We start from the raw sequence: 21,318 nt of genomic DNA, 5'->3' as shown, positions 1-21,318 counted from the left end.
CACCGGAAGGAGAACGACGCTCGTGACATCACCCACCCCGCCCCCGTCCGTCGCCGGCCACTGGACCGTGCCCGCCGGCGCGGCGAGCACCTTCTCCTGGGAGTACGACGACGGCCGCGAACGACTGCTCGCGCTCTACCAGCGGGGCAAGGACCGGCAGTGGGACGCCGTACGCAGGATCGACTGGCAGCTCGACGTGGACCCCGCCGACCCCCTGGGCACCCCCGACGAGGCGCTCCCGCTGTACGGCACTCCGTACTGGGAACGTCTGGGACCCGAGCGGCGCGGCGAACTGCGGCGGCACGTCGCCGCCTGGCAGTTCAGCCAGTTCCTGCACGGTGAGCAGGGCGCCATGATCTGCTCGGCCCGCATCGTGGAGACCACGCCCGGCCTCGACGCCAAGTTCTTCGCGGCGACCCAGACCATGGACGAGGCCCGCCACGTCGAGATCTTCTCCCGCTTCCTGCGGGAGAAGATCGGCCTGAGCTACCCGGTCAACGACAGTCTGCGCACGCTGCTGGACGACACGCTGCGCGACTCCCGCTGGGACATGCCGTACCTGGGCATGCAGGTCCTCGTCGAAGGGCTGGCGCTGGCGGCGTTCGGGCTGCTGCGCGACACCACCCGCCGGCCCCTTCCCCGGCACCTGCTCGCCTACGTCATGCAGGACGAGGCCCGCCACGTGGCGTTCGGCCGGATGGCCATGAGGGACCACTACCGGGGCCTGACCGCGAACGAACTGGCCGAGCGCGAGGAATTCGTCATCGAGGGCTGCCACCTGATGCGGAACCGGCTGCGCGGCACCGAGGTGCTGGAGAACTTCGGTGTGCCCCGGGCGGCGGCCGTCCGCATCACGGAGGAGAGCGACTACCTCCGTGTCTTCCGCCGGGCGTTGTTCTCCCGGATCGCGCCCTGCGTCAGGGACCTCGGGCTGTGGAGCCCCGAGGTCCGGGAGGCGTTCGCCGGCCTGTGTGACGGGGACGTGCGGGGGAGCGACCTGGACCGGCTGATGCGCCAGGACGACGAACTCGCCGAGGCGCTGGACGCGGAGCGGTTCGCCGCCGAGGAGACGGCGCGCACGGCGGAGGTCACCGCGATGATCTCCCTGGGAGAGGACACGGGCCGGTGACGCCGCCACGGCGCCCGCCACGGTCCGACCACGGGAGAACACCGACGAACCGACCGGCGTCGCCGCCGCGCACTGACCCGCACGCCCCCGCGGCCCGTGGACCGCGGGGGCGTACGGGGGCGTCGCGCGTCCCGGCCGTCGGCACACCGGCCCGCTCCGGCACGGGACGCCCGCGGCGTCCTCGGCGTTCGCCCGCCGCGACCCGGGACCACCACCGCCTGCCGGTCCGGGGTACGAGGACCGGTCGGGACCGAGCACCGCCCGTTCCGTGCCGGCCGGCGTTGTCAGCGGTTGATGCCCGCCCAGAACTCGTCGAAGGACATCCGGCGGTCACCGTCGGTGTCGAGCGACTCGATCAGTCCCCGGGCCTGGGCCTCGGTGATCTCGGTGCCCTCCAGCTCCGCCACGACCCGCCGGTACTCGTCCGCGGTGACCAAGCCGTCACCGTCCACGTCGTAGCGCTCGAAGACGCTCCGCGCCGCCTTCTCCACCATGTCCGCCATCTACCTCGTCCTTTCGTGATCTTCGATGCCGGCGCCAGCGTATCCGCCCGCGCCGGTCTCGGAGCGACCGAGGGATCAGGCTCTCGTGCCCGCCCCGGCAGACGGCCGTCAGGCACCGTCCGCCGGACATCGCCGGGCCGGACCGCCCGGTGGCGCCGCCCCTCACCGGCTACGAGGCGCCGCGCAGGCCGTCCAGCAGTGCGCGGACCAGCCCTTCCGCCCGCACCGGTGCCTCGGCGCCCCGGCCGGTCAGCAGCAGACAGAGAGTCGAGCCGATCAGGGCGCCCACCACCGCGCCGACATCGGCGTCGGCGCGGAACCCACCGCTCCTCACGCCCGCGCGCAGCAGACCGGCGACGGTCGTGTGCCGCCCGCACCGGCGATCCGAGGGACCCGTGTGCGCGTCAACCGCCGGGGCTCGCACGGACCAGGCCGCTCTGGTAGGCGATCACGACCAGTTGGGCCCGGTCGCGGGCGTTGAGCTTGGTCATCGCGCGGGAGACGTGGCTGCGCACGGTCAGTGGGCTCAGCACCAGCTGGTCGGCGATCTCGTGGTTGGACCTGCCGAGCGCGGCCAGCGCCATGACCTCACGCTCGCGGTCGGTGAGCAGGGTGAGGTGCTCCGGCGACGTGAGGGGCCCGTCGTCGACCGGGGTGGCCAGGAAACGGGTGATCAGCGCCCGGGTGGCCGAGGGGGAGAGCAGGGAGTCACCGGCCGCCACGGTGCGGATGCCGTCCAGCAGGACGTCCGGGCCCACGTCCTTGCCGAGGAAGCCGCTCGCCCCGGCGCGCAGGGCCTTGGCGACGTTCTCGTCGTTCTCGAAGGTGGTGAGGATCAGGACCCGGGTGGCGGCCAGTTCCGGTCGGGAGCAGATGTCTGCGGTGGCGGCCAGACCGTCGGTGCCGGGCATGCGGATGTCCATGAGGACCACGTCGGGCGTGTGGAGGCGGGTGAGGTCGATCGCCTCCCGTCCGTCGGTGGCCTCCGCGACGACGGTCAGACCGGGGTCTGAGTCGATGAGGATGCGGAAGGTGGCCCGCAGCAGGGCCTGGTCGTCGGCGAGCAGGACGCGGATGGTCATGGGGCGGTGCCTTCGTCGTGGCCGTGCAGGGGAAGGGTGCAGACGACCTCGAAGCCGCCCTCCGGCCGGGGCCCCGCGCGGAAGGTACCGCCCGCGGCGAGGGCCCGTTCGCGCATGCCGAGAAGCCCGAAGCCGCGCCCGAAGCCGCGCCCGGAGGCGTGACCGGACCCGGGCCGGGGCACGGGACCGACGGTGTCGTTGGTGATCGTCAGGGTGAGGAAGTGAGGGGTGTGGGCGAGCCGCACCCGCGCGGTGCGGGTGCCCGCGTGCTTGGTGACGTTGGTGAGGGCCTCCTGGACGATCCGGTACGCCGTCAGGTCCAGCCCCGGTGCGAGCGGCCGTGGCCGGCCCTCCTCGATGATGGTCACCTCCAGGCCGGCCGTCGCACAGGCGGCCACCAGGCCGGGCAGCTGCGCCAGGCCGGGCGCGGGCGCCAGCTCGTCGTCGGTGTCGGTGTCCTGGCGCAGCAGTCCGACGGTGGCCTTGAGTTCACGCAGGGCCGCCGCGGTGGTCCCGGAGAGTTCACCCAGGATCTCGTACGCCTTCTCGGGATCGGCCCGTGCGAGGTGGGCGGCGGTGCCCGCCTGAGCGTTGGCCAGGGCGAGGTGGTGGGCGACGACGTCGTGGAGTTCGCGGGCGATGCGCATACGTTCCTGGACGACGCGGTGGCGGGCCTCCTCCTCGCGCTCGCGGGCGATGTGCTCGGCCCTCGCGGCGGCGTACTCGCGGCGGACCCGCACGTAGCCGCCGAGCGCCGCGGACAGCGGCACCCAGGCCGCCGGATTGACCAGGCCGATGATCCACTGGTCCCGAAGCGAGCCGTGGAACAGACCGGAGACGACCATCAGCGCGGTGACCGCCAGCGCGCTGTACCAGGCCGTCCGGCGCTCGGTGCGCAGGCTGACCGAGTACTGCGCGACCATGAGCGGGCCCATGTTCATGGCCGTCACGAGGTGTCCCATGGCGGCCAGGGCCACCATGCTCAGCGCGGTCACCGCCAGCACCGGGAGGGGATGGCCGTGGCGCCGGGGCAGTGCGGCACAGGCGAGCGCGGACACGGCGACGGCGGGCCACAGCGGGGGCGGTCCCGGCATCACGGACAAAGACAGGAGACAGCCGGAGACGGCGATCGCGAACAGCGACACGAGGAGGACGGCCTCGGCCGTCCGGGGACGGCTCGCCGCCCGTTGTCGCCAAGGTGTGCTCATGGTGCGTTCTCCGGGTCGGGCCTGTGAGGACATCGTGACAGACACGGGCCGCGCGGCCGTGGGAGACGGCAGCGCGGCCCCTCGGCGAGGGATGTGGATCAGATGCGGACCGGTTCCCGGGGGCGCTGGTCGCCGCCCGCGGGAGTGGACCGCTCGGTGAGTCCGGTGCCCTCGACGTCGACACGGGGCAGTAGCCTGTCGAGCCATCGAGGGAGCCACCAGGCCTTGTCCCCCAGCAGGGCGAGGACGGCGGGCACGATCGCCATGCGGACGACGAAGGCGTCGAAGAGCACGGCGACGGCGAGACCGAAGCCGATCGTCTTGATCATGGACTCGCCGGACCCGACGAAGCCGGAGAAGACCGCGATCATGATCACCGCGGCGGCGACGACCACCCGGGCGCTGTGCCGGAAGCCCGTGACGACCGCCTGGCCGGGGCGCTCGCCGTGGACGTACGCCTCGCGCATGCGGGCGACGAGGAAGACCTCGTAGTCCATGGCCAGACCGAAGACGATGCCCACCAGGAAGATCGGCATGAGGCTCATGATCGGGCCGGTCTGCTCGACGCCCAGCAGTTCGGCGCCCCAGCCCCACTGGAAGACCGCGACGACCGTGCCGAGCGAGGCGAGCACCGACAGCAGGAAGCCGAGGGCCGCCTTGACGGGCACGAGTACGGAGCGGAAGACCACCAGGAGCAGCAGCAGGGACAGCAGCACGATGACGGCCAGGTAGGGCACCAGGGCGTCCTGCAGGGCCTGCGCGACGTCGATGTTCATCGCGGTGCTGCCGGTGACCTCGAAGGTCGCGCCGGTGTCCGACTCCAGGCCGGGGCGCTCGGCGCGGATGGTCCGGACGATGTCCTTGGTGGCCTCGTCGTTCGGGCCGGTGGCCGGGACCGCCGAGAAGAGCGCGGCGTCACCGGCCTCGTTGAACTGCGGGGGCGTGACGGACACGACGCCCTCGGTGTCCCTGATCTGCTCGGCGATCGTCGTCGCGGCCGCCTTCGGGTCCCCCGCGCCCCTGACGTCGGCGACGATCGTCAGCGGACCGTTGAAGCCGGCCCCGAAGCCGTCGGCCAGCGCGTCGTAGGCGCGTCGTTCCGTCGTCGACGTGGGCTTGGCCTCGGCGCCGGGCATGCCCATCTCCAGCTGGGTGGCGGGCAGGGCCAGGGCTCCCAGACCGGTGACGCCCAGGAGCAGCACGGCCACGGGGCGGCGCATCACGAAGCGGGCCCACCGGGTGCCGCCGTTGTCCTTGGCTCCGGCGGGACGCCGGGCGGCGGTGCTCCGCTCGCCCGCCTTGCGGACCTTGCGGGACAGGACGGCGTCCGGCCACATCCCGAGCAGGGCGGGCACCAGGGTCAGCGCGACCAGGACGCCGATCGCGACCGCTCCGGCGGCGCACAGACCCATCTTGGTCAGCATCGGCACGCCGACCACGGACAGCCCGGCGAGCGCGATGATCACGGTCAGACCGGCGAATACCACGGCGGAACCGGCCGTGCCGACCGCGAGACCCGCCGCCTCCCGCGGGTCGCGGCCGTTCGCGCGCTCCTCGCGGTAACGGGAGACCACGAAGAGGGCGTAGTCGATGCCGACCGCGAGCCCCAGCATGGAGGCCAGCGTGCCGGTGGTCATGGACAGCCCGAGAGCGCTGCCGAGGGCGAGGATCGCGCACATGCTGACGCCCACGCCGATGACGGCCGTGAGCAGCGGAAGCCCCGCCGCCGCCAGGGAACCGAAGGTGATCAGCAGGACGACGGCGGCGAGAGCGATGCCGATGGCCTCGGCCGAACCGCCGGCGGCCGGCTGCGAGGCGAGCGCGGTACCGCCCACCTCCACGGTGAGGCCCGAGGCACGGGCTTCGTCGATGGCCTTCTCCAGGCCGTCCTTGCCGGCGTCGGTCAGGTCGCCTGCCTTGACCTTGTACGTCACCGTGGCGTACGCGGTGGAGCCGTCCTCGCTGACCGCGCCGGCCTTGAAGGGGCTGACGGCGTTGTCGACCTGGGGGCCCTCGGCGGCCGTGGACACCAGCTCGTCGATGGCGGCGCGGTGGTCGTCGGCGGTCACCTTCTCCCCGTCGGGGGCGATGAACACGATGCGCGCGTCGGCGCCGTTGACGTCCGAGCCGGGGAACCGCTCCCCGATGAGGTCGAACGCCTTCTGGGCCTCGATGCCCGGCATGAACGAGGTGCCGTCGTCACCGGCGGCGGGGGCCTTGACGGCGCCGAGGCCGACGCCGCCGAGGACCACGGCCCACAGCAGGGTCACGAGCCAGCGCCGCCGGAAGGCGGTACGGCCCAGTCGGTACAGGAAGGTAGCCACGAGAGGGTTTCTCCAAGGTCAGGTCTCAGGTAGGTACCAAGGCTGCATTTCCGAGGCCTGTCGGGGCATCGTGCGAGTGCTGTCCTTGCGGGCTCGTGACCGGGTACCAGCCGGGACACCGGCCTGGTGCGGGACGACGAGGCCGTACTCCTACCTGAGGATGACGGCGGAGGCGGACGCGGGAGCCGTAGCCGCCTCGACGCGTGGTCCCGGAGTCCACGGAGAGGTGACCGAGTGGCGGAGGGCGTGCGCGGCTCGGCCGTGGCTTCCCGTGCTCACCCTGCCCTTCCGCGCGGCAGGGACGCCGCACCCCGCGGCGCGCCCGGGACGCGGGTGCGTCGAGGGTGCTGCCGAGGGACGGAGCCGGTCCAGCAGAATGACGGTATGGCCGCGCCTTCCAGAACCAGTGCAGGTTTCGACAGCGGGACGAACCGGATGCGCCTGTCGGCTGCCGCGGCCGCGTCGGTGACCGTGGGCGCGGGGCTGGGGCTCAGGGCCGCCGCGGCGGGAGACGTGGCCAAGTACGGCGGGGACGCCCTGTACACCCTGCTGATCGTCGCCCTCGTCGTCCTGGTCGTCCCGCGGGTGACAGCGTGGAAAGCCGGGGCGGTCGCGCTGGCCGTCAGCTGGGGGGTGGAGCTCCTGCAGCTCAGCGAGCTGCCGGCGGAACTCTCCCGGCGCAGTACAGCTGCCCGCTTGGTCCTCGGTTCCACGTTCAACCCACCGGACCTGTTCTGGTACGCGGTCGGCGCGTTCGCCGGATGGCTCGTCCTGGCGTCTCGCAAAACGGGGCGGTGACGCAGGTCGTCGACCCGGCCGGCCCGCCGGCCGGATCCGCCGCCTCCGTCCGTCGTGCCGGGCCCCATCACCGCGAGGTCCGGCCGCGGGGCCGGCGAAGGGCGGACGGACGTCGCACCGTCTTCGTGGCGGTCGAGGGGAGGAAGTCCCGTGGCCCGCTCCAGAATCTGCCTGCCGGACCCGCGCACCGGCGGCACCGGGTACCGGCATGGTCACGCCCTGGACGACGGCACCCCCGGCCAGGGGTCGGCGCCCGCCGACGCTCGACGATGCGCGCGCCCTCGGCGGCGAGGCCGAGGGCGACGGCCCGTCCGGTGCTTCGGCTGCACGACCGTACGACCGCACGACCGCGTGGTGGTGTGACGGCGTACGTCGCGCCGCCAGGTGACCCGCCGCCGCGTGACCCGCGGGCGGAGTCGTCCGCCGCAGGTGACCGGCAGGGCTTCGTCACGGGCCTTCGGGCACACGTCCCGGTGGCGCCGTGCCCTGCCGTACGGCGAGGGCCGTGCTCTGCCGTACGACGAGGTGGGTGGCCAGTTCGATGCGCTGGGCGGCCCGGCCGGGGGCGTCCGGGCGGAAGAGCATGCGGGTCGCTTCCTCGGCCATCTGGCGCAGCGGCTGGTGGACCGTGGTCAGCGGCGGGCTCGACCACTGGGCCAGGGGCACGTCGTCGTAGCCGACCACCGAGAGGTCCTCGGGAACGCGCAGGCCCCTGACCCGAGCCGCCTCCAGCACACCGAGGGCCTGGAGGTCACTGCCCGCGAAGACGGCCGTCGGCCGGTCGGGGCCGTCCAGCAGGTCCATCCCGTGCTCGAAACCGCCCTGCACCTGGAAGTCGCCGAAACGGACGAGGCGCCGGTCGACCGTCAGGCCCGCCATGGTCATGGCCGAGCGGTACCCGTCGAGACGGGCCAGTGAGCACAGCATGTCCTCGGGACCGGTGATGATCGCGACGCGTTCGTGCCGGTGCTCCGTGAGATGGCGCGTCGCGGCGAGGCCCCCGGCCCAGTTGGCGGAGCCCACGGACGGCACGTCGGGGTCCGGGTCACCGGCCGGATCGACGATGACGAAGGGAACGTTCCGTGACCGCAGCCGGTGCTTCATCTCCGCGGGGACGGACGAGAAGACCAGGACGACACCCAGTGGCCTGCGCCGGAGCACACCCTCGATCCAGTCGGGCGCGGGTGCGTGCCGTGTGCCGCTCCTGGTGAGCACCACGGTCGCCCGGTTCGCCTGGGCGACGGTCTCCACACCCCGGACGAGCTCCATCGCCCAGACGCTGTCCAGCTCGTGGAAGACGAGCTCGATGAGCGGGGAGCGCGGCGGGTTCGAGCTCCGGCGGCGGTAGCCGTGGACCTCCAGCAGTTGCTCGACCTTGACCCGGGTGGTGCTGGAGACATCCGAACGACCGTTGAGGACCTTCGAAACTGTCGGGGGTGAGACCCCCGCTTCTTTCGCCACCTCGGCCAGGGTCACCCGGGCGCCCACCTCAACTTCATCGTGCATACGGGCAGGATAGGTCATGCGATCGATAACGTTTTGAGTCGGCATCTGCACGGCCATTGACCAGAAATCCTGTCTCACTCTACTGTCCGACCAGCATGGACTTTCGGTGATGGTGCCGAAACTTTCGAAAGGCGAACGATGAAGACACGTGCGCGCTTGCCCAGACTGGTCGCGACCGGTGCGACGCTCGCCCTGGCGCTGAGCCTGTCGGCCTGTGGTGACGGGAACGGCGGGGCGTCGTCGGACGACGGCAAGATCCATGTCCTGGTCTACGGGGACGCCAGCAACAAGGTCGAACAGCAGATCGTCGACACCTTCAACAAGACGTCCGACGTCAAGGCCGTCCTCGACACCATCCCCGGGGCCGACTACCAGAAGAAGCTTCAGACGATCATCAACACCTCCGAGGCTCCCGACATCTTCTTCAACTGGGGCGGCGGCAGCATCAAGCCGTTCGTCAAGGCGGACCTGCTGCTGCCGCTCGACGACTTCGTCAAGAAGAACCCGGACCTGGAGAAGAAGTTCCTGCCGACGGTCTTCGAGAACGCCGTCGTCGACGGCAAGCCGTACGGCATCCCGATGCGCGGCACCCAGCCGGTCCTGCTCTTCCACAACAAGGCCGTCCTCGACAAGGCCGGCGTCGAGCCGCCGAAGACCTGGGACGAACTGCTCGACGCGGTCGACAAGCTCAAGGACGCGGGTGTCACGCCGATCGCGCTCGGTGGCGGCGACGTCTGGCCGACGCAGATGTGGTTCCAGTACCTCTACGACCGCATAGCCGGCCCGGAGCTGTTCGCGAAGGCCATCGGGGGCGACAAGAGCGCCTGGGAGAGCGCGGACAGCAAGAAGGCCCTGGACATGATCAGCGAGCTCGTCGACTCCGGCGCCTTCGGCAAGAACTACGACTCCGTCAAGTACACCAACGGCGGCTCGGTCCAGCTGGTGGCCTCGGGCAAGGCCGGCTTCGAGCTGATGGGTTCCTGGTACTACTCCCAGCAGCTGACGGACCACAAGGAGTTCGCCGAGAAGGACCTCGGCTACAGCGCCTTCCCGGCCGTCGAGGGCGGCAAGGGCGACCCGGGCAACGTCGCCGGCAACACCAACAACTACTACTCGGTGATGAAGAAGACCAAGCACCCCGAGGCCGTCGCCGAGTTCCTGAAGCTCATGTACTCCGACGACTTCGTCAAGGCGCAGCTGGACATCGGCAACCTGCCGACCACCACCGACACCGACAAGTTCATCGACGGCTCGGGCACCCCCGAGTACTCGCGCTTCCAGTACGACCTCGTCGCCGACGCCCCGTCGTTCCAGCTGTCCTGGGACCAGGCGTACCCGCAGAAGGCGAGCTCGGACATGCACAAGGCCGTCCAGCAGTTCTTCAACGGACAGCTCGACACGGACGGCTTCATCAAGGCCATGCAGGCCCTCCCGACCGAGTGACGAACGGCTCATGACCACAGACCTCACGAGCGCTCGGCCCGCCGCCGGACCCCGCAAGGAGTCCCGGCGGCGGCCGCCCGCCTCGTCCGCAACGGAGGTGGGCCGCCCCGGCTTCGCCTGGGCGCTGCCCGCCGCAGTGTTCTTCGCCCTCTTCGCGATCGTCCCGCTGATCATGGTGGCGGTGCTGTCCTTCATGACCTGGGACGGCCTCAGCTCGCCCGAGTTCGTCGGCATGGACAACTGGTCGCGCCTCGTCGACGACCCGGTCATGCTCGAGAGCATCTGGCTGACCCTGCTGCTGACCGCGCTCGGCGTGGTCCTCCAGACCCCGCTGAGCATCCTGCTCGGTGTCTGGGCCGCCGGTCACCAGCGCAACCGAGCCGTCCTGTCGGTCATCTACTTCATCCCGCTGCTGCTGTCCGCGACGGCCGTCTCCGTGTTGTGGCGGGCGCTGCTCGACCCGAACTTCGGCATCCCGGCCGACGCCGCCTGGCTGTTCGGCGACGGCAACCTGTTCGGTGAGCAGTCCACCGCCATCGGGGTGCTCGCCTTCGTCAGCACCTGGCAGTTCACCCCGTTCCACACGCTGATCTACCAGGGCGCCGCCCGCGCGATCCCGCCGGTGCTGTACCAGGCGGCGGAGATCGACGGGGCGGGCCGCTACCGGCAGTTCTTCCACATCACCCTGCCGCAGCTGCGCACCTCCATGATCACCTCGATGATCCTGATGATCGTCGGCGGCCTGACCACCTTCGAGACGGTCCTCATCCTGACCCAGGGCGGCCCCGGCACCGACACCACCATCAGCGCCTACTACATGTACGACAAGGCGTTCAAGAGCTTCGACTACGGCACCGGCTCCGCGATCGCCCTGGCCCTGGTCGTGGCGGCCACGATCATCTCGCTGATCGTCGTCCGGGTCTCCGGCTACGACAAGATGCGCAGCTCCATGGAGGGTGTGTCATGAGGCGCCGACCGAACTACGTGGCCGGCGTCGGCTCGCTCGTCTGGCTCTTCCTGGTCGGCCTGCCGCTGTACGTGATGCTCGCCGCGACCCTGCGCACCCGCCAGGACTACGCCGACAACGGCCCGGTCTCGATCCCGGACAGCTTCACGCTGGACAACTTCACCGGCGCCTTCGACTCGGGCTTCGGCCAGTACTTCTTCAACACGCTCGTCGTCACCGCCAGCGTGATCGGCATCGTGCTGCTGCTGGTACCGCCGCTCGCCTACGCGATCGTCCGCAGTCGCGGCAGGGCCACGACGGCGATCTTCCGGCTGTTCCTGCTCGGCCTCGCCATCCCGGCCCAGGCCGTCATCGTGCCGATGTTCTACCTGATCAGCGAGGCCGGGCTGTACGACAACCTGCTCGGCGTCATCCTGCCCACGGCCGCGTTCTGCCTGCCGATGTCCGCGCTGATCCTCAGCGGCGCGATGCGTGACATCTCCCCGGAGCTGTACGAGGCCATGGCGATGGACGGCGCGAGCCCGCGGCGCATGTTCTTCCAGCTCGTCGTGCCGCTCTCCCGCGGCGGCCTCTCCACGATCGTGGTGTTCTCCGCGCTCCAGGCGTGGAACGGCTTCCTGTTCCCGCTCGTCCTGACCCAGTCCGAGTCCACCAAGGTGGTCACCCTGGGGCTGTACAACTTCCAGACCGCGCACGGCATCGACATCCCCGGTCTGCTGGGGGCCGTGGTGCTGTCCATGACGCCCATCCTGCTCGTCTACCTGTTCGCCCGTCGCGCCCTGGTCCAGGGCCTGATGGGCGTCGGAGGAAAGTGATCGCCGACGTGGCCGTAGAGACCACCCCCGAAGTCCCCCTCTGGAACGACCCCGCCCGGACCCTCACCGACCGGGTGTCCGCGCTGATCGAAGCGATGACCCCCGAGGAGAAGATCGCCCAGCTGTACGGCGTGTGGGTCGGCGCGTCCAACGAGGGCGGAGACGTCGCCCCCCATCAGCACGACATGGAGGAGGCCGTCGACCTCGACGCGCTCCTGCCCACCGGACTGGGCCAGCTCACGCGCCCCTTCGGCACCGCCCCCGTCGACCCGGCGCTCGGCGCGCTCTCGCTCATGCGCACGCAGGCCCGCATCGCCTCCGAGAACCGCTTCGGCATTCCCGCCCTCGCGCACGAGGAATGCCTGGCCGGGTTCGCCGCCTGGGGCGCGACCGCCTACCCCGTCCCCCTGTCCTGGGGCGCCACCTTCGACCCGGACCTGGTCCGGCGCATGGCCGCCGCCATCGGCCGCGACATGCGGGCCGTCGGGATCCACCAGGGACTCGCGCCCGTCCTGGACGTGGTGCGCGACGCCCGCTGGGGCCGGGTCGAGGAGACCATCGGCGAGGACCCGTACCTCGTCGGCACCATCGGCACCGCCTACGTGCGCGGCCTGGAGGAGGCCGGCGTCGTCGCCACCCTCAAGCACTTCGTCGGCTACTCGGCCTCCCGCGCCGGACGCAACCTCGCCCCCTCCTCCGTGGGCCCGCGTGAACGCGCCGACGTCCTGCTGCCCCCCTTCGAGATGGCGGTCCGCGAGGGCGGCGCCCGCTCGGTGATGCACGCCTACACCGACATCGACGGGGTGCCCGCCGCGGCCGACGAGGACCTGCTGACCGGACTGCTCCGGGACACGTGGGGCTTCGACGGCACCGTCGTCGCCGACTACTTCGGCATCGCCTTCCTCAAGACGCTGCACGGCATCGCCGGCGACTGGGCGGGCGCCGCCGGGGCCGCGCTGCGGGCGGGCGTCGACGTCGAGCTGCCCACCGTCAAGACGTTCGGCGCGCCCCTGGCGGAGGCCGTCGCCGACGGCCGCGTACCGGAGGCGCTGATCGACCGCGCCCTGCGCCGGGTGCTCACCCAGAAGGCCGCGCTCGGGCTCCTCGACGCGGACTGGAACCCGGTGCCGTCCGCGCTCGACGGCGCCGACCTGGACGATCCGGACGCCCTGCGCGGCCGGATCGACCTGGACGGTCCCGGCAACCGCGAACTGGCCCGCACGGTCGCCGAGGAGGCGGTCGTGCTGCTCAGCAACGACGGCACCCTGCCGCTCGACCGGCCGCGCCGCATCGCCCTGGTCGGACCCAACGCCGACGAGCCCACCGCCGTACTGGGCTGCTACTCCTTCCCCCAGCACATCGGCGTCCACCACCCCGACACCCCGGTCGGCATCGCGCTGCCCACCCTGCGCGACACCCTGGCCGCCGAGTTCCCCGACACCGAGTTCACGGTCGTGCCCGGCACGGGCGTCGACGACGGCGACGTCTTCGGCATCCCCGAGGCCGTCCGCGCGGCCCTGGACGCCGACGTCGTCGTCGCCGTGCTCGGCGACCGCGCCGGGCTGTTCGGCCGCGGCACCAGCGGGGAGGGCTGCGACGCCGAGTCACTGGCCCTGCCCGGCGCCCAGCAGCAGCTCCTCGACGCGCTGCTGGACACCCGCAAGCCGGTCGTGACGGTGCTGCTCGCCGGCCGGCCGTACGCGCTGGGCCGGGCCGTGGCGGAGTCCGCCGCGATCGTGCAGTCCTTCTTCCCCGGCGAGGAGGGCACCGCCGCCATCGCCGGAGTGCTCGGCGGGCGCACCAGCCCGACCGGCAGGCTGCCCGTCAGCGTGCCGCGCGGAGCCGGTACCCAGCCGACCACCTACCTCGGGGCGCGGCTCGCCCACGCCAGCGAGGTGTCGAACATCGACCCGACGCCCGCCTTCGGCTTCGGGCACGGCCTGACGTACACCACGTTCGACTGGAGCGACCTCGTGGTGCACGAGAAGGAGGCCCCCACCGACGGCGCGTTCTCGCTCGGACTCACGGTCCGCAACACCGGCGAACGGCACGGCACCGAGGTCGTCCAGCTGTACCTGCACGACCCGGTCGCCTCCGTCGTCCAGCCGGTGCAGCGCCTCATCGGCTACACGCGGGTGCCGCTGGCCCCCGGCGAGGCCCGCAGGGTGCGGGTCGAGGTCCCGGCCGACGTCGCCTCCTTCACCGGACGCGACGGCCACCGCGTGGTGGAGCCGGGTGACCTGGAACTGCGGCTCGCCGCGTCCAGCACCGCCCCGCTCCTGACGGCGACGGTGACCCTCACCGGACCGGAACGCCGTGTCGACCACACGCGGCGACTGCACGCCGTCTTCGGCCAGGAGGCCGCTGCCGACGCCTGATCCGCCGGCCGGACCACGAGCGGTGCCACCCGGCGACTCCCGGGGGGCACCGCTCGTTCGAGTGCGGAGCCGCGAAGAACACAACGGGGGCTCGGCGGTGCGGCCGTGTCGACGCGGCCGTGCCCCACCGGATCGGTGACGATGGAGGGCCCGTCGGCCGACCCGAGGACGCAAGGATGTGCTGGAGCGCGGAGGCCGACCTCGTCGCGGGAATCGGGGTCGCCGCCGTCGGCGTGGGCTGTGTGGTCCGGGCACGGCGGGGCCGTGACCTTCCGCTGGCCGCGCTGCCCTTGCTGCTCGGAGCCCATCAGATGGTCGAGGCGGCCGTCTGGGCCTCCGACGGCGGGACCGGTCCGGCCACCCTGGCCTGGACGGTCATGGCCCTCCCGCTGCTCGCCCTCTGGGTGCCGGCGGGCGTGCTGTGCGCCGCGCCGCGGTCCGCGCGGCGCCGGCTGACCGTGCCGCTCGCCGCCGGGGCCGCGACGGCGACGGTGCTCTCGTACGTACTCGCCACACGCCCCGTGCGCGCGGAGATCCGCGGCCGCACCGTCGGCTACGTGGTGGACCTGCCCCTCGCCGGGCTGCTGGTCGCGGGCTATCTGGTGGCCACGGTCGGCTCCCTGCTGCTGTCCGGGGACCGCGGCCTGCGCGTGCTGGGGTACCTGGCCGGCGCGGGCGCGCTGGTCTGCTGGGCCCTGTGGCGGCTGGAGTTCGTCTCGACCTGGTGCGCGTTCGCGGCGGTGTGCTCGGTGGTCCTCTTCGGCTGGGTGACCGGACGCGGAGCGCGGTGAGCGGGTCAGCGGCCCCGCAGGGCGTCGAGTGCCTGCAACGCCACGTGGAGTTCGGTGCGCTGCTCGCCGGACCCGAGGTCGCGGCCGAGCAGCCGTTCGATCGTCCGCAGCCGTTGGTAGAAGGTCTCCCGGGACAGACCGCCGGCCCGGGCGGCGGCGGTCTTGTTGCCGGCGGCGTCCAGGTAGCCGCGCAGGGTCGCCAGGAGGTCGGTGCCGTGGCGGGCGTCGTGGTCGAGGAGCCGGCCCAGCTGCCGTTCCGCGTACTCCTGGATCCGGGTGTCGTCGCGGAGCGCGAAGAGCAGGCGGCGCAGGCCGATGTCGGACCGTTCGTGGAAGGAGCGGTCCGCCGGGAGGGGCTCACCGGGCGCGGTGGCCTCGGCCACCCGGGCCGCCTCACGGAACGAGCGGGCGACGTCGGCGAGGTCCGAGACCGGGGAGCCGACGCTCACGGTGGTGCCCGGGGCCGGGTCCCGTGCGGCGCGGCTCAGCCGCTCGACGCTCTGCCGCCAGGGCCGGGACGGGTGCAGCGCCGGCAGGATGCCGAGGCGGGTGGGGGAGAGGAGACCGACGAGTGCCGGGACCCCCGTCGTCGTCAGCTCCTCGGCGAGGCGGGTCTCGGTCCTCGCGGTGTCCTCTTCCGCCGGGACGTCCACGAGTACGCCGACGAAGCGGGTGCGCTCCGTCGGCAGCCCCAGCGCCGCGACCCGGGCGCGCGCGTCGGCGGGGGAGCGGTGGCGCTGCTCGACGAGGTCGCGCAGCGCGTTGCGGTGTGCGGTGCGTTCCCAGGACGCGGGGTGGGTGAGGCGGGCGATGGTGAGGGCCATCGCGGTTCTCTCCAGCACGGTGACGTCCTCCGGGCCGAAGGCCGCGGGCGCGGGCGTGCCGGGCGGGCCGGGGAGCATGACCACCCGCCCCCAGCCCTCGCCCTGGTACTCCACCGGGGCCACGAGCCAGCCCTCGGGGCCGCGGACACCTGTGCGGTCGGCGGGTGGGGTGGCCCGGGAGCGCTGCTCCCAGCCGGTGAGCGCGGCGTGTGCCGTGCCGCCGGAGGGTTCGCAGAGCAGCGCCTGGTGGACCAGGCTCTCCAGCACGACCGTGCGGCCGCTCATCTCCGCCGCGGCGCGCAGGACGTCCTCGGGGCCGGCGCCGCGCAGGGTGAGGGCGGTGAACGCCTCGTGGACGCGCTGCGTCCTGCGGATCGCTTCCGCCTGGTCGCCGAGGATCAGTGTGTGGACGACCTGGGTGACCTCCAGGAAGTTGACGTCCTCGGCCAGCGTGACCAGGGGCAGGCCGCGGGCCCGGCACGCGTCGACCAGGGCGTCGGGCGGCCGGTGGTAACGGCGTACGAGTTCGATGACCAGGGCCGCGGCGCGGACGGTGGCGAGTTCGTCGACGTAGCGGCGCACCCCGGTGGGGTCGTCGGGCAGCGGCATACCGGTGGTGAGGACGAGCTCGCCGCCCTTCAGGAAGGAGGCCGGGTCCGTCAGTTCGGTGATGTGGACCCAGCGGACCGGCCGGTCGATGTGGTCCCGGCCGGTGACCACCCGCGGGTCTCCCGCGGCCAGGACCGGCAGCGCCAGTACGTCGGCGACGGTGGGCGAACGGCCTGCCGGGCCCGGGCACCACCCGGCCGACGAGGCGTCCCGGCCGCCGCGACCGGCGGTGGTGCCGGGGCCGTCGCGGCCGTGCTCCGGAGCCGGGTGCCGCTTCTCGCCCACGGTGCCTCCCTGCGCGCCCCTGTCACTCTGACAAGCCTCACTGACCTGCGCAAGAGCGCTCGGGCGGCGCATCCGGCGCGGACGGGCGGCGCGGCGGGAGCGGAGCGGTTGACACAACGTCCGGATACCGCGGCCCGGCCGGACAGATCAGGCGTTGCCGGGTTCCGGACCGAGGGAAGGCTCGGGAGACCGCAGCAGACCGACGATCACGCCGGGAGACGAGCATGACCGCACTGTCGCCGCACCTCCGCCAGGCCACGCCTGTGGTGGCGGTCCGGGGCGAGGGCGTCCACATCCATGGTGAGGACGGCCGCCGCTATCTGGACTTCACCGCCGGAATCGGCGTCACCAGCACCGGACACTGCCACCCCCGGGTGGTGGCCGCCGCACAGGAGCAGGTGGGCACCCTGATCCACGGGCAGTACACGACCGTCCTGCACGAGCCGTTGCGGCGCCTGGTCGACAGGCTCGGCGAGGTGCTGCCGGCCGGTCTGGACAGCCTGTTCTTCACCAACTCCGGCAGTGAGGCGGTGGAGGCGGCGCTGCGCCTGGCCCGCCAGGCCACCGGACGGCCCAACGTCGTCGTCTGCCACGGCGGTTTCCACGGCCGGACCGTGGCCGCCGCATCCATGACCACCTCCGGCACCCGCTTCCGGGCCGGCTTCTCGCCGCTCATGAGCGGTGTGGTCGTCACCCCGTTCCCGACCGCCTTCCGCTACGGCTGGGACGAGGAGAACGCCACCCGCTTCGCCCTCCGGGAACTCGACCACACCCTCCAGACGATCTCCTCTCCCGCCGACACCGCCGCCGTCATCGTCGAGCCGGTACTCGGCGAGGGCGGGTACGTACCCGCGACCCGCGCCTTCATGGAGGGGCTGCGGGAACGCGCGGACCGGCACGGCTTCCTGCTGATCCTCGACGAGGTGCAGACCGGTGTCGGCCGCACCGGCCGGTTCTGGGGCCACGAGCACTTCGGCATCACTCCCGACGTCCTCGTCACCGCCAAGGGACTGGCCAGCGGGTTCCCGCTGTCCGGGATCGCCGCCTCCGAGGACCTGATGCGCAGGGCGTGGCCGGGCTCGCAGGGCGGCACGTACGGCGCCAACGCGGTGGCGTGCGCGGCCGCCTGCGCCACGCTCGACGTCGTACGCGACGAGAAGCTGGTGGAGAACGCCGAGGCCATGGGGGCGCGGCTGCGCCACGGACTGGAGGCGGTGGCGGCCCGGACGCCGGCCGTCGGGGACGTACGCGGCATGGGGCTGATGCTGGCCTCCGAGTTCGTCACCGAGGACGGCGAGCCCGACCCCGGGACCGCGGCGCGGGTCCAGCGGGCCGCCGTCGACGAGGGCCTGCTGTTGCTGCTCTGCGGAGCCTGGAACCAGGTCGTCCGGATGATCCCGGCGCTGGTGATCGACGAGCCGGGGATCGACGAGGGGCTGCGGGCCTGGGCGGCCGCCGTGGAGGCCGGCACCTCGGAAGCGGCGAACCGGTGAGCACCGCCCGGAGGGGCCCCATGGCCGACACCCAGCCCGCCATGGCCGACGCAGCGACCCTCATGGCCGGCACCCCGACCCGGCTCTTCATCGGCGGTGCCTGGGCGGACGCCGCGGACGGCGCCACCATGCCCGTGGACGACCCGGCGACCGGCGAGACCCTCTGCCACGTCGCCGACGCGGGCCCCGAGGACGCCCGGCTCGCCGAGCAGGCGGCGGTCCGGGCGCAGGAGGAGTGGGCCCGTACGGCGCCGCGGGCGCGCAGCGAGATCCTGCGCCGCGCGTACGAGATCGTCCTCGACCGCGGCGACGACCTCGCCCGCCTGATGACGTCCGAGATGGGCAAGCCGCTGGCGGAGGCCAGGGGAGAGGTCGCGTACGCCGCCGAGTTCTTCCGCTGGTTCTCCGAGGAGGCCGTCCGCATCGACGGCGGCCACGGCATCCTTCCCGACGGACGCCACCGCATGCTGCTCTCCCGGCGCCCGGTGGGTCCCTGTCTGCTGATCACCCCGTGGAACTTCCCGCTGGCCATGGGCGCCCGCAAGATCGGCCCGGCGCTCGCGGCCGGCTGTACGACGATCCTCAAGCCGGCCCCGCAGTCACCGCTGTCCAGCCTGGCCCTCGCCGCGATCCTGGACGAGGCCGGGTTGCCGGGCGGCGTGCTGAACGTCGTCGCCACCTCCCGGGCGGGCGAGGTGTGCGAACCGCTCCTGCGCGGCGGTCACATCCGCAAGCTGTCCTTCACCGGCTCCACGGCCGTCGGGCGCCTGCTGCTGGCCCAGTGCGCGGACACGGTGGTGCGCACGTCGCTGGAGCTGGGCGGCAACGCGCCGTTCATCGTCTTCGACGACGCCGACCTGGACGCGGCCGTGGACGGCGCGATGATCGCGAAGATGCGCAACATGGGTGAGGCGTGCACGGCCGCGAACCGCTTCTTCGTCCACCGGTCGGTGGCCGACGCGTTCGCGCGGCGCCTCGCCCGGCGGATGGCGGCGCTCGTCGTGGGCCCCGGCATCCGGGACGGCGTCGACGTCGGCCCGCTCATCGACGCCGCCGGGCGGGCCAAGGTCGAGGCCCTGGTGTCCGACGCGGTGGAGCGCGGCGCCCGCGTCCTGGCCGGCGGCCGTACGCCCGAAGGCCCCGGCTGCTTCTACCCGCCCACGGTGCTCACCGACGTCTCCGCGGACAGCAGCCTGATGAGCACGGAGATCTTCGGCCCCGTGGCGGCGATCCTCACCTTCGACGACGAGGACGAGGTCGTACGCCGCGCCAACGACACCCCGTGGGGGCTCGTCGGCTACGTCTTCACCGAGGGCCTCGACCGCGCCCTCCGCGTCAGCGAACGCCTGGAGACCGGCATGGTCGGCCTCAACACCGGCCTCGTCTCCAACCCCGCCGCGCCCTTCGGCGGGGTCAAGCAGTCCGGGCTCGGCCGCGAGGGCGGAACGGTGGGCATCGAGGAGTTCCTGGAGTACCAGTACATCGCGATGCCGGCCCGGTGACGGAGTGGACCACCACCGGCTTTGCATGGTCATGCGTAATCATGCATACTCTTCCTATGTCCAAGGTCCTCACCTCCCTTCCCACCGGCGAGCGCGTCGGTATCGCCTTCTCGGGCGGCCTCGACACCTCGGTCGCGGTCGCGTGGATGCGTGACAAGGGCGCCGTCCCCTGCACGTACACCGCCGACATCGGTCAGTACGACGAACCCGACATCGCCTCGGTGCCCGACCGTGCGAAGACCTACGGCGCCGAGATCGCGCGCCTGGTCGACTGCCGTGCGGCGCTGGTCGAGGAGGGCCTGGCCGCGCTCACCTGCGGGGCGTTCCACATCCGCTCGGGCGGGCGCGCCTACTTCAACACCACGCCGCTCGGCCGTGCCGTCACGGGCACGCTCCTCGTCCGGGCGATGCTCGAGGACGACGTCCAGATCTGGGGCGACGGCTCCACCTTCAAGGGCAACGACATCGAGCGGTTCTACCGGTACGGCCTGCTCGCCAACCCGCAGCTGCGGATCTACAAGCCGTGGCTGGACGCCGACTTCGTGACCGAGCTCGGCGGCCGCAAGGAGATGTCGGAGTGGCTGCTCGCCCACGACCTCCCCTACCGGGACTCGACGGAGAAGGCGTACTCCACCGACGCCAACATCTGGGGCGCGACCCACGAGGCCAAGACGCTGGAACACCTCGACACCGGCGTGGAGACCGTGCAGCCCATCATGGGCGTGCGGTTCTGGGACCCGTCCGTCGAGATCGCCGCCGAGGACGTCACCATCGGCTTCGACCAGGGCCGCCCGGTGACGGTCAACGGCAAGGAGTTCGCCTCCCCGGTCGACCTGGTGATGGAGGCCAACGCCATCGGCGGCCGGCACGGCATGGGCATGTCGGACCAGATCGAGAACCGGATCATCGAGGCCAAGAGCCGCGGCATCTACGAGGCGCCCGGCATGGCCCTGCTGCACGCGGCCTACGAGCGCCTCGTCAACGCGATCCACAACGAGGACACCCTCGCCCAGTACCACACCGAGGGGCGGCGCCTGGGCCGGCTGATGTACGAGGGCCGCTGGCTGGACCCGCAGTCGCTGATGATCCGGGAGTCGCTGCAGCGCTGGGTCGGCTCGGCGGTCACCGGCGAGGTCACGCTGCGGCTGCGGCGCGGTGAGGACTACTCGATCCTCGACACCACGGGCCCGGCGTTCAGCTACCACCCGGACAAGCTGTCGATGGAGCGCACCGAGGACTCCGCGTTCGGCCCGGTGGACCGGATCGGCCAGCTCACCATGCGCAACCTCGACATCGCGGACTCCCGCGCCAAGCTGGAGCAGTACGCCGGGCTCGGTCTGATCGGCACCGCCAACCCCGCCATCGGTGCCGCCCAGGCCGCCGCGACCGGGCTGATCGGTGCCATGCCGGAGGGCGGCGCGCAGGCCATCGCCTCCCGCGGCGAGGTCTCCGGCGACGACGAGCTGCTGGACCGCGCCGCGATGGAGTCCGGCACGGACTGACCGGTCCCCGAGAGGATCCCGCACACCGGCGATGGGGCGGGGGGGGGGGGGGGGGGGGGGGGGGGGGGGGGGGGGGGGGTTGTGGGGGGGGGGGGGGGGGGAGGGGGGGGGGGGGGGGGGGGGGGGGGGGGGGAGGGGGGGGGGGGGGGGGGGGGGGGT

17 protein-coding genes are annotated in these 21,318 nt (G+C 72.5%); 10 read left to right on the top strand and 7 right to left on the bottom strand.

Annotated elements, in window-relative coordinates:
* Positions 1-22: 22 nt before the first annotated feature.
* Positions 23-1,129 (top strand): diiron oxygenase, encoded by a 1,107-nt coding sequence (locus ACZ7G3_RS26180; protein ID WP_470928463.1) that lies wholly within the window; start codon positions 23-25, stop codon positions 1,127-1,129.
* 284 nt (positions 1,130-1,413) lie between these two features.
* Here ACZ7G3_RS26180 and ACZ7G3_RS26175 read toward each other — a convergent pair whose 3' ends face one another.
* From ACZ7G3_RS26175 to ACZ7G3_RS26155, 5 genes are all read right to left on the bottom strand, one after another.
* Positions 1,414-1,632: an EF-hand domain-containing protein gene (locus ACZ7G3_RS26175; protein WP_426601992.1), complete on the bottom strand. Its 219-nt coding sequence runs from the start codon at positions 1,630-1,632 to the stop codon at positions 1,414-1,416.
* A gap of 169 nt (positions 1,633-1,801) precedes the next feature.
* Positions 1,802-1,966 carry a hypothetical protein gene (locus ACZ7G3_RS26170; protein ID WP_426601991.1) on the bottom strand — a complete coding sequence of 55 codons (165 nt, stop codon included), beginning with the start codon at positions 1,964-1,966 and terminating at the stop codon, positions 1,802-1,804.
* A 70-nt stretch (positions 1,967-2,036) separates the two neighbouring features.
* The gene (locus ACZ7G3_RS26165; RefSeq protein WP_470928462.1) at positions 2,037-2,714 is read right to left on the bottom strand and encodes a response regulator; all 678 of its coding nucleotides are present in this window, start codon (positions 2,712-2,714) and stop codon (positions 2,037-2,039) included.
* A complete protein-coding gene (locus ACZ7G3_RS26160; RefSeq protein WP_470928461.1) occupies positions 2,711-3,922 on the bottom strand; it encodes a sensor histidine kinase in 1,212 nt (403 codons plus the stop codon). The genes ACZ7G3_RS26165 and ACZ7G3_RS26160 overlap by 4 nt, the downstream gene beginning before the upstream one ends.
* A 98-nt stretch (positions 3,923-4,020) precedes the next feature.
* Entirely contained in the window at positions 4,021-6,246 is a 2,226-nt protein-coding gene (locus ACZ7G3_RS26155; protein ID WP_470928460.1) for an MMPL family transporter, read from the bottom strand.
* A gap of 384 nt (positions 6,247-6,630) precedes the next feature.
* On the opposite strand from ACZ7G3_RS26155, the gene ACZ7G3_RS26150 reads away from it, so the two are divergent.
* Entirely contained in the window at positions 6,631-7,044 is a 414-nt protein-coding gene (locus ACZ7G3_RS26150; protein ID WP_470928459.1) for a ribosomal maturation YjgA family protein, read from the top strand.
* 447 nt (positions 7,045-7,491) lie between these two features.
* Here ACZ7G3_RS26150 and ACZ7G3_RS26145 read toward each other — a convergent pair whose 3' ends face one another.
* Positions 7,492-8,550, bottom strand: a complete 1,059-nt coding sequence (locus ACZ7G3_RS26145) for a LacI family DNA-binding transcriptional regulator (RefSeq protein WP_470928458.1) — start codon at positions 8,548-8,550, stop codon at positions 7,492-7,494.
* A gap of 138 nt (positions 8,551-8,688) precedes the next feature.
* On the opposite strand from ACZ7G3_RS26145, the gene ACZ7G3_RS26140 reads away from it, so the two are divergent.
* The 5 genes from ACZ7G3_RS26140 (at position 8,689) to ACZ7G3_RS26120 (ending at position 14,944) form a co-directional block, all read left to right on the top strand.
* On the top strand, positions 8,689-9,993 hold the full coding sequence (locus tag ACZ7G3_RS26140) for an ABC transporter substrate-binding protein (protein ID WP_470928457.1): 1,305 nt from the start codon (positions 8,689-8,691) through the stop codon (positions 9,991-9,993).
* 10 nt (positions 9,994-10,003) lie between these two features.
* Positions 10,004-10,960, top strand: coding sequence for a carbohydrate ABC transporter permease (locus tag ACZ7G3_RS26135; protein ID WP_426601983.1), 957 nt, complete (start codon positions 10,004-10,006; stop codon positions 10,958-10,960).
* Complete coding sequence (locus ACZ7G3_RS26130; RefSeq protein WP_426601982.1) at positions 10,957-11,775, top strand: carbohydrate ABC transporter permease; 819 nt, start codon at positions 10,957-10,959, stop codon at positions 11,773-11,775. The genes ACZ7G3_RS26135 and ACZ7G3_RS26130 overlap by 4 nt, the downstream gene beginning before the upstream one ends.
* Positions 11,772-14,153 carry a beta-xylosidase/alpha-l-arabinosidase gene (locus ACZ7G3_RS26125; RefSeq protein WP_470928456.1) on the top strand — a complete coding sequence of 794 codons (2,382 nt, stop codon included), beginning with the start codon at positions 11,772-11,774 and terminating at the stop codon, positions 14,151-14,153. Before ACZ7G3_RS26130 ends, ACZ7G3_RS26125 begins: the two co-directional genes overlap by 4 nt.
* A 176-nt stretch (positions 14,154-14,329) precedes the next feature.
* A complete protein-coding gene (locus ACZ7G3_RS26120; protein ID WP_470928455.1) occupies positions 14,330-14,944 on the top strand; it encodes a DUF6629 family protein in 615 nt (204 codons plus the stop codon).
* Positions 14,945-14,949: 5 nt separating this feature from the next.
* Here ACZ7G3_RS26120 and ACZ7G3_RS26115 read toward each other — a convergent pair whose 3' ends face one another.
* Positions 14,950-16,662 (bottom strand): PucR family transcriptional regulator, encoded by a 1,713-nt coding sequence (locus tag ACZ7G3_RS26115; RefSeq protein WP_470928454.1) that lies wholly within the window; start codon positions 16,660-16,662, stop codon positions 14,950-14,952.
* A gap of 224 nt (positions 16,663-16,886) precedes the next feature.
* Between ACZ7G3_RS26115 and ACZ7G3_RS26110 the strand changes: the two genes are divergently transcribed.
* The 3 genes from ACZ7G3_RS26110 (at position 16,887) to argG (ending at position 21,159) form a co-directional block, all read left to right on the top strand.
* Positions 16,887-18,155, top strand: a complete 1,269-nt coding sequence (locus tag ACZ7G3_RS26110; protein ID WP_470928453.1) for an aspartate aminotransferase family protein — start codon at positions 16,887-16,889, stop codon at positions 18,153-18,155.
* A gap of 62 nt (positions 18,156-18,217) precedes the next feature.
* Complete coding sequence (locus ACZ7G3_RS26105) at positions 18,218-19,657, top strand: NAD-dependent succinate-semialdehyde dehydrogenase (RefSeq protein ID WP_470928472.1); 1,440 nt, start codon at positions 18,218-18,220, stop codon at positions 19,655-19,657.
* A gap of 56 nt (positions 19,658-19,713) precedes the next feature.
* On the top strand, positions 19,714-21,159 hold the full coding sequence (gene argG, locus ACZ7G3_RS26100; protein ID WP_426521924.1) for an argininosuccinate synthase: 1,446 nt from the start codon (positions 19,714-19,716) through the stop codon (positions 21,157-21,159).
* The last annotated feature ends 159 nt before the right edge of the window (positions 21,160-21,318 follow it).

Source organism: Streptomyces sp. NPDC037271, assembly GCF_055603605.1.
This window is presented reverse-complemented; position numbering and strand designations above follow the sequence as displayed.